The 8,096-nt window shown below is 32.3% G+C and carries 8 protein-coding genes; 2 read left to right on the top strand and 6 right to left on the bottom strand.

Translation table 11 applies throughout. The features are described 5' to 3' along the window. From KHW44_RS04035 to pfkB, 3 genes are all read right to left on the bottom strand, one after another. Positions 1 to 467, bottom strand: a 467-nt coding sequence (locus KHW44_RS04035) for a class II fructose-bisphosphate aldolase (protein ID WP_304066279.1), incomplete at its 3' end; no start/stop codon positions are given. Positions 468 to 519: 52 nt separating this feature from the next. Continuing rightward, a complete protein-coding gene (locus tag KHW44_RS04030) occupies positions 520 to 2,391 on the bottom strand; it encodes a fructose-specific PTS transporter subunit EIIC (protein ID WP_304066276.1) in 1,872 nt (623 codons plus the stop codon). Continuing rightward, entirely contained in the window at positions 2,381 to 3,304 is a 924-nt protein-coding gene (pfkB, locus tag KHW44_RS04025) for a 1-phosphofructokinase (RefSeq protein WP_304066273.1), read from the bottom strand. The genes KHW44_RS04030 and pfkB overlap by 11 nt, the downstream gene beginning before the upstream one ends. A 70-nt stretch (positions 3,305 to 3,374) precedes the next feature. Between pfkB and KHW44_RS04020 the strand changes: the two genes are divergently transcribed. Then, on the top strand, positions 3,375 to 4,013 hold the full coding sequence (locus KHW44_RS04020; protein WP_304066270.1) for a nucleoside triphosphate pyrophosphatase: 639 nt from the start codon (positions 3,375 to 3,377) through the stop codon (positions 4,011 to 4,013). Between the two features lie 11 nt (positions 4,014 to 4,024). Continuing rightward, positions 4,025 to 4,462 (top strand): DUF523 domain-containing protein, encoded by a 438-nt coding sequence (locus KHW44_RS04015; protein ID WP_304066267.1) that lies wholly within the window; start codon positions 4,025 to 4,027, stop codon positions 4,460 to 4,462. A 212-nt stretch (positions 4,463 to 4,674) separates the two neighbouring features. Here KHW44_RS04015 and KHW44_RS04010 read toward each other — a convergent pair whose 3' ends face one another. From KHW44_RS04010 to KHW44_RS04000, 3 genes are all read right to left on the bottom strand, one after another. Further along, complete coding sequence (locus KHW44_RS04010; protein WP_094225035.1) at positions 4,675 to 5,700, bottom strand: YeiH family protein; 1,026 nt, start codon at positions 5,698 to 5,700, stop codon at positions 4,675 to 4,677. 111 nt (positions 5,701 to 5,811) lie between these two features. After that, a complete protein-coding gene (locus tag KHW44_RS04005) occupies positions 5,812 to 7,353 on the bottom strand; it encodes an ABC transporter ATP-binding protein (RefSeq protein ID WP_304066261.1) in 1,542 nt (513 codons plus the stop codon). A gap of 55 nt (positions 7,354 to 7,408) precedes the next feature. After that, a partial coding sequence (locus tag KHW44_RS04000) for a lipoyl synthase (RefSeq protein ID WP_304066258.1) occupies positions 7,409 to 8,096 on the bottom strand: 688 nt, incomplete at its 5' end.

The following is an 8,096-nucleotide window of genomic DNA, read 5'->3' as shown; positions in this document are numbered from 1 at the left end:
TTTTTGTCGGCGATTTCTCCTTGACCGATTACTCCGTCTTCTTCGCCACCGATAGCTCCAACTTCTGCTTCAACGCTGATTCCTTTTGAGTGAGCAAGTTCAACTATTTCTTTTGTTTTTTCTATATTTTCATCAATTGGATATTTAGAACCATCAAACATTACTGACGTAAATCCTGCTTCGATACATTTTTTTGCTCCTTCGAATGATCCATGGTCTAGGTGGATTGCTACAGGAACTGTTATATTTAATTCTTCAATCATTCCTTTAACCATTCCTACAACTGTTTTGTATCCGCCCATATATTTTCCAGCGCCTTCGCTAACTCCCAAAATAACTGGTGAGTTGTTTTCTTGTGCTGTTTCCAAAATAGCTTTAGTCCATTCTAAGTTATTGATATTGAAATGACCTACTGCGTATTTTCCTTTTAATGCATCTTTTAACATTTTGTCTGCTGCTACTAACATAATTTCCTCCTTGAAAATTTGAAAATTTGTAAATTACAATATTATTATAACATTATTCTGCTTTTTGTTTCCACAATCCATAAATGATTGCTGAAACCAAAGATCCTACCGCTACAGATAATACGAAGAACAACGCTTTGTCGACAGATTCCATAGCTGGTAAAATGAAAATTCCTCCGTGTGGTGCAGGTGATTTTACTCCAAATGCTTGTGTAAGTCCACCGGCGATTGCACTACCAATTACAGATGACACAATCACTCTCAATGGGTCTTTTGCCGCGAAAGGAATAGCTCCTTCTGTGATAAATGATGCGCCCAAAATATAATTAGTCACGGCTGATTTCTTTTCTTTTTCGTCAAATTTATTTTTGAATAAACTAGATGCGATAGCTATTGCAAGAGGTGCAACCATACCACCAGCCATTGTAGCTGCCATGAATGCTCCGTTACCTGTGTCTGTGAAAACTCCGATTGAGAAAGTATAACTTGCTTTGTTAACAGGACCACCCATATCCACACTCATCATCGCTCCAAGCAATGCTCCAAGCAAAATTGAGTTCGTAGTTCCCATATTTGCCAAAAATCCGTTGATTGCTTTGTTAATTATCGTAAACACTGGAGATATTACAAAAATCATACCCAAAGATGTTAATAGCAATCCAAATACTGGGAAGATTAACATTGGTTTTGTTCCTTCAAGTGATTTTGGAAGATTTTTAGTAATTTTCTTCAAAAATACAATTACATAACCTGCTAAGAAACCACCTAACAATCCTCCCAAAAATCCTGCGCCTTGTCCTGCAATGAAACCTGCAACCATACCAGGCATCAACGCTGGTCTATCGCCAATACTCATCGCAATGTATCCTGCCAAAATCGGAATCAAAAATCCAAACGCAGCTTTTCCGCCTACTGAGAATAAATTGTAAATTGGTGAAGTATCTGAGAAAAATCTTTCAACCAAGAAAGACAACGCCAATAAAATTCCACCACCAACTACAAATGGCAACATATGGCTTACGCCATTCATAATATCTTGATATAATTTTGATTTCCAATTTGTAGTTTCTTCTTCAACTTCTTTTGATTCGGATTCATCTGCGTGATAAATCTTTGCTTTTCCTTCTACTATTTTTTCAATCAAATCTTTTGGATTTCTAATCGCATCGGAAACAGGACATTCAATTACATTTTTGCCGTTAAATCGTGCAGTTTCCACTTTTCTATCGGCAGCGATTATAATTCCAGTAGCTTTTTCTATGTCGTCAGCGTTTAATTTGTTCTTAACACCATCAGAGCCGTTTGTTTCAACCTTGATGTCAACTCCCATTTTAGCCGCTTGTTCCTTCAAAGCTTCTTCTGCCATGTAAGTGTGTGCAATTCCTGTAGGACACGCAGTTACAGCTAATACGAATGGTTTTTCTGTATAAATCGAACTAGTTTCTACTGGTGCGACTTTTGGTTCGGATTCTTCTACGTAATCATCAATTGTCTTGTAAACATCTTCTGGAGTTTCGCTAGATTTTAATCTATCTATAAATCCTTCTTTTAATAAAAGCTTAGACAACTTCGCCAAAGTTTCAATGTGCATTTGGTTTTGTCCTTCAGTCGCAGCAATCATGAAAAATATATAAGTATCTTCTCCATCTAATGCTTCATAATCCACACCATTTGTGCTTCTTGCAAACACAATCGCAGGTTTGTTCACTGCAGATGTTTTCGCATGAGGCATAGCAACACCTTCGCCAAGTCCTGTCGAAGATTCCAACTCTCTTTTCATAATTTCAGATCTAAATTTTAGTACGTCGTTAATAACATTGTTTTCGTACAATTTTTCGATCATTTCATCTATAACATCTTTTTTAGTTGTAGATTGAAGATTCATAATCATTAGATCTTTTGAAAGCAAATCTTTAATTTCCATTATTTTCCCCCATATTTATTATTTTTAATTTGCCAAAAATTTCATTTATTTGATCCTTTTCTCCCATATCATATGAGAAAACAGTCGCAGTCGCACTTGCTACAGCCATTTTGAACATATCCTCTTCACTCATTTCGTTCAAATAAGCGTAGATAAATCCAGCAACCATGCTATCTCCTGCGCCGACGCTGTTGATAACTTCTCCCTTTACAATAGGAATGTAAAAAGAATTATTCTCGCTCACAAAAATCGCACCATCACTTCCCAAAGAACATATCACATACTCTGCTTTTGGAATCATAGTCGATTTTATATAAGAAATTATTTCTTCTTTTGAGTTAAACTTTCCTCCGTAGATTTCTTCTAACTCCGCTTGATTAGGCTTTAATAATAAAGGATGATATCTCAAGCTTTTCAGTAATACATCTCCTGTTGTATCCAATGTAAATCTTGTGTCTGGCGATAATTTCTTTATCATTTCAATGTAGATATCCTTGTCCATATTCTTAGCGACAGATCCTGAAAAAGATACAATTCCACCCTTTATTTTAGAAAGTTTTTCATAAAAATCTTCCAATTCTTGTTGTGAAATGTCTGGGCCTGGAGCATTGATTTCTGTCTCTGAATCCAGTTTCAGTTTTACATTTATCCTATTGTTATCCTCAATCTTAGTAAAATCGTGGAGAATTTCCATCTCATCTAATAATTTTTCGATGTAATCCCCTGTAAATCCTCCCAAAAATCCAATATTTTTGGATTCTACATCCAAATTATGCAGCAACTTGCTAACCATAATTCCTTTTCCGCCAGCGTAAAGTTCGATGACTTTCGCCCTGTTAGTTTCTTTAAATTTAAAATCATCCAATCGCATTATGTAATCGATAGATGGATTTAATGTAACTGTATAAATCATATAATCACCTAATTATATATACCCATTTGACACATTAATAAAAAGATAAGACAATATATTTGGTGATAAAATGAAATACGTAAAAAATGTTTCGAAAATTGGGAAATTAGATGAATTTACTAATGTGATTTTGGTTAGCAAATCTCCAAGAAGAAACGAATTATTAAAAAATATTTGTGAATTTGAAAGCACTTCAACAGACATTGACGAAAGAAAAATCGAACAATCGGCTTACGAAAAATATAAAGACCGTGAAATAATTGAAAAATTAGCGCTTTCTTGTTGTGAAATATCCAAAGCAAAAATCATGCCCTTGGATTTGAAATATGATACACTTTACATTGCATCAGATACAATAGTAATAAACGATGGAAAAATTTTGAATAAACCAAAAGATTACGACGATGCTTTTAAAATGCTTACATCTTATCTTGGAAAAGTTCACACAGTTGTGACATCTGTTTGTTTGAAATCAAAAAATTACGAAGAAATATTCTACACTTACAGTAACGTAAAATTTTCAGAAAAAACAGATAAAAATATCCAATTAATCAAAGAATACATCGACGAAGGCACAGTTTACGACAAAGCTGGTGCGTACGGAATCCAGGATTTAAATCCAGTTCTTATAGAATACATCGAAGGTGATTTGAACACAATTATAGGTCTTCCTGTCAGTGAAATTAACAAAAGGATTTGCAAAAATTAAAGGAGACAAATATGCAAAATGTTTTAATTAGCGCTTGTTTATTAGGAGTTGATTGTAAATACAACGGTTCTAATAATAAACTAGACGAAGAAACTATCAATTTACTAAAAGAAAAATACAATTTAATTCCAGTATGCCCAGAAATTATGGGCGGAATGCCAACTCCAAGAAATCCCGTTGAAATTATGGATGGAAAAGTTTTTGATTATGATGGAGAAGAATTCACAAAAGAGTTTGAAAAAGGAAGCGATGAAGTGTTAAAACTTGCCAAGTTATACGATGCTACAATTGCCATCTTAAAAGAAAATTCTCCATCATGTGGATCGAATTACATTTACGATGGAACTTTCAATCATCAAAAAATAAAAGGCATGGGGATTGCTGCTCACAAACTTTCAAAAGAAAATATAAAATTATTTAGCGAAGAAAATGTTAAAATATTACTGTAAAATATAAAAATATTACTATTTGTTTGATTTTTTTAATTTGATAATCATTTTTAGTTGACAAATTAAAATATCGTAGTATAATGATAATAGATATCAATTTATATCAAACAAACCCCTTGTAAGATAAAATTGTACTTAAAAGATCACGGCTACCCCTAAAGCCGTGATTTTTTCTTTCAAAAAAGCTATGCAAAATCTTGCATAGCTTTTATTTATATAAGTCCAAGTGCGAATTGCATTCCTATTGAAACTAATGTAATTCCAATCCAGCAGCAAAATCCAAGTATAATTGGTTTTCCACCTGTTTTTATCAGTTTTACAATATCAGTTTTTAATCCAATCGCAGCCATTGCGATTACAATGAAAAACTTGGATAATTCCTTTAATGGATCAAAAATTTTAGCATTTACTCCCATTTTTAAGGCAACTGTAGTTATAATACTTGCAAGAACAAAATACAAAATGAACATAGGAAATATTTTTTTGAGTTCAACTTTTTCTGATTGTTTTTGGTTTTTAGTTCTCAAATAAGACAAAACCAAAGTAATTGGAATAATCGCCAATGTTCTCGTTAATTTTACGGTAACTGCTTTGTCCAATGTTTGTGTTCCTAAATTATACAAACCGTCCCAAGTAGAAGCTGCTGCTGTAACTGATGAAGTATCATTAATTGCAGTTCCTGCAAATATTCCAAACGCTTCTCCTGAATGTGTGGAAAAACCAATCACACTTCCCAACAACGGAAAAACAAGCGCAGCAATTACATTGAAGAAAAATATTACAGAAATAGCTTGAGCTACATCTTCATCATCAGCTTCTATTACCGGAGCAGTGGCAGCAATTGCAGAGCCCCCGCAAATTGAAGAGCCAACTCCCACTAATATGGCGATATTTCTTGCAATATTCATTTTCTTTGCTAATACGTAAGATATTATTAAAGAAGTGGAAATAGTAAGTATAATTATTGGCAATGATTGCTTCCCAGTTTCCATAACGACAGCCAAGTTCATTCCAAATCCAAGTAAAATTACTGCATACTGTAGTATTTTTTTAGATGCAAATTTAATACCATCTTCAAATTTTGTTTTATCTTTGATAACATAACCTATGATAATTCCAACCAAAATCGCCAGAACTGCACCACCAATTACTGGAAACTTTTTACCCAACAAATGGCAAGGAAAAGCTATCAATAGACAAAGCAATAATCCTTTATAATTTTTATTTAACCAATTCATAATTCCTCCTAAAAATTAATCACTTAATTATTTTAACTCAAAAATCTTTTATGTAAAGTTTTTGAAACAAAAAACACCACGATATTCAAATAATATACCGTGGTGTGTTAATTATTCTTGAACTAATAAATAATCGCTGTCGATATTTTTAACATATAAAACTTCATCGAATTTTTCTTTAATAAATGGATGCACATCTTTTGCACAGTAGATTGATCCATTAAATCTTAAAATAAAATCTTCTAATAATATGTTTCCAGTGGTTTCGTCCAAATTATTAAACAAATTTACCACCATGTTAAATTCACTATCTTGATTTATTATTCTCTTGTATCTGATTAAATTCTTATCCCTGTCGTTGTATTCCGGATACCTTTGCTTAGATGTCAATTCATCATCGAAAATTTTTATCAAAGGTGGAATTTTTTTGTCTGGAAAAGAATTGAACAATGTGACATTGTTTCTGAAATCTGTATCGAAAATGTAACTTTCATCGTAAGTAACAAGCATATTAGGTGATAAATCAAACTTATCAATAGGTTCGTCATTTACTAAAATCATTCCACTTTGTGGAGATAATTTCTTAATAAAAGCTTTCGCTAGTAAATTAACCACTTCGTTATTCTCACAAATAATCAAGTATTTTTTATCAGTGAAGAATGTGTAGTTGATTTTGACCTTCACATCTGAAGAGTATAATTTCACATCTCTAAACTCAATTTTTTTTATATGTTCCACAATTTTGTCTGAATTTTCTTGATTTCCAAAAACTTCTTGCATTTTGAAAACTTTTTGTTCAGATTGAACAATCATGGATCTTGCTTTTACGATTTTTTTGATTAAATGGTGAAGTAGCATTATTGAACTTACTAGAATAATCGCTTCTCCATAACTTGTGTCTGGAGTTTTGATTATGTAAATCAAACTTACGATAAAATACGAACCAATGAACAATAATTTTAGGTTGTTTTTCGTGAGTTCTTCCTTGTCAAGTTCGATAACTTTTTCTGATATGTCTTCAATTAATTTGCTGTGCACTACTTCTAAAGCTTTGTTTGCTTTTGAGTTGATAACTTTCTTAGAGCTTAGCATATCATCAAGAAAATACACGTATTTTTTCCTTAAATTAGACGTGCTTATTTTCTTTTCTAATATTGATTTGTCAATTTTTACATTAATTAAACTGAATATCAAAACTCCGACAGTTATTATAGACACTGGGATAAATGATACGCAAAAACCCACGGTAAGTAATATTACAATTAGTAAAATAACATCAGATATCAATTCCAATGTAGGAATAATATAATATTCTTTTAAATAAAGCGATGTCGATGTTATATCGTTCGAAAAAGTTTTTTCCTTTTGATCTATTTCATAAAAATTTTGTGATATTACATTGTGAAACAAATCTTGCTTGAAACCTTCTACAAAAGAAAGTCCCATGTTGTAGATTGTTCTGTCCTTGAGATAATTTATTCCAGCGAACAAAATCAACGATGCACTAATTACAATAAGTGAGAAGGTCTTGTTTTCAATTTCAAATAATCTTTTCGTAAATACTATCGCCACCGACATGAAACACGACAACAAAATCGTCAGTAAAATTTGCACCAGCAAATTGATTTTTTCTCTAAAAATATACTTATTCATACTTTCCCTCATATAATACAAAATAGAGCTTTCGCCCTATTTTGCATTACTCATTTTATTTTTGTTCTAATGATTTGAATACATTACCTGCATTGTATGAACTTCTTACAAATGGTCCACTTTCAACATGCTTAATTCCGATAGATTCTCCGTATTTTTTGAATTCTTCAAATTCTTCCGGAGTAACGTATCTGTCCAACTCTGCATGTTCCAATGTTGGCATCAAATATTGTCCAATCGTAACTATATCTACTTGTAATTCGTTTAATTTATCTAACATTTGATGAACTTCTTCATTTGTTTCTCCAAGTCCAACCATAAATCCAGATTTAGTTACAAGTCCTTTTTCTTTTGCATATCTTAAAACTTCAAAAGAATTGTCCAAGTTACCTTGAGGTCTCATTTCTTTAAATATAGAACGAACTGTTTCTACGTTGTGATTAAGAACGTCTGGTCTTTCATCAAATACAATATCCAATAATTCATGCTTAGCATGCATATCTGGAATTAAAACTTCTACTAATGTTCCTTCATTGTATTTTCTGATTTCTTTGATAACATTTTTGAATTGTGTTGCGCCTTCATCTTTCAAATCATCCCTGTCAACAGAAGTAATAACGGCGTATTTCAAGCCTAATTTTTGTACAACTTTTGCAACATTTTCAGGTTCCTTTTCGTCAACTTCTCTTCCTCTTCCAGTAGTTACGTTGCAATATCTACAGTTTCTAGTACAAATATCTCCT

Origin of the sequence: Finegoldia magna, from assembly GCF_018371055.1 — a bacterium.
Lineage (GTDB): Bacteria > Bacillota > Clostridia > Tissierellales > Peptoniphilaceae > Finegoldia > Finegoldia magna_I.
Note: the sequence above shows the minus strand (reverse complement) of the source record. Positions and strands in the feature narration are given on the sequence as shown.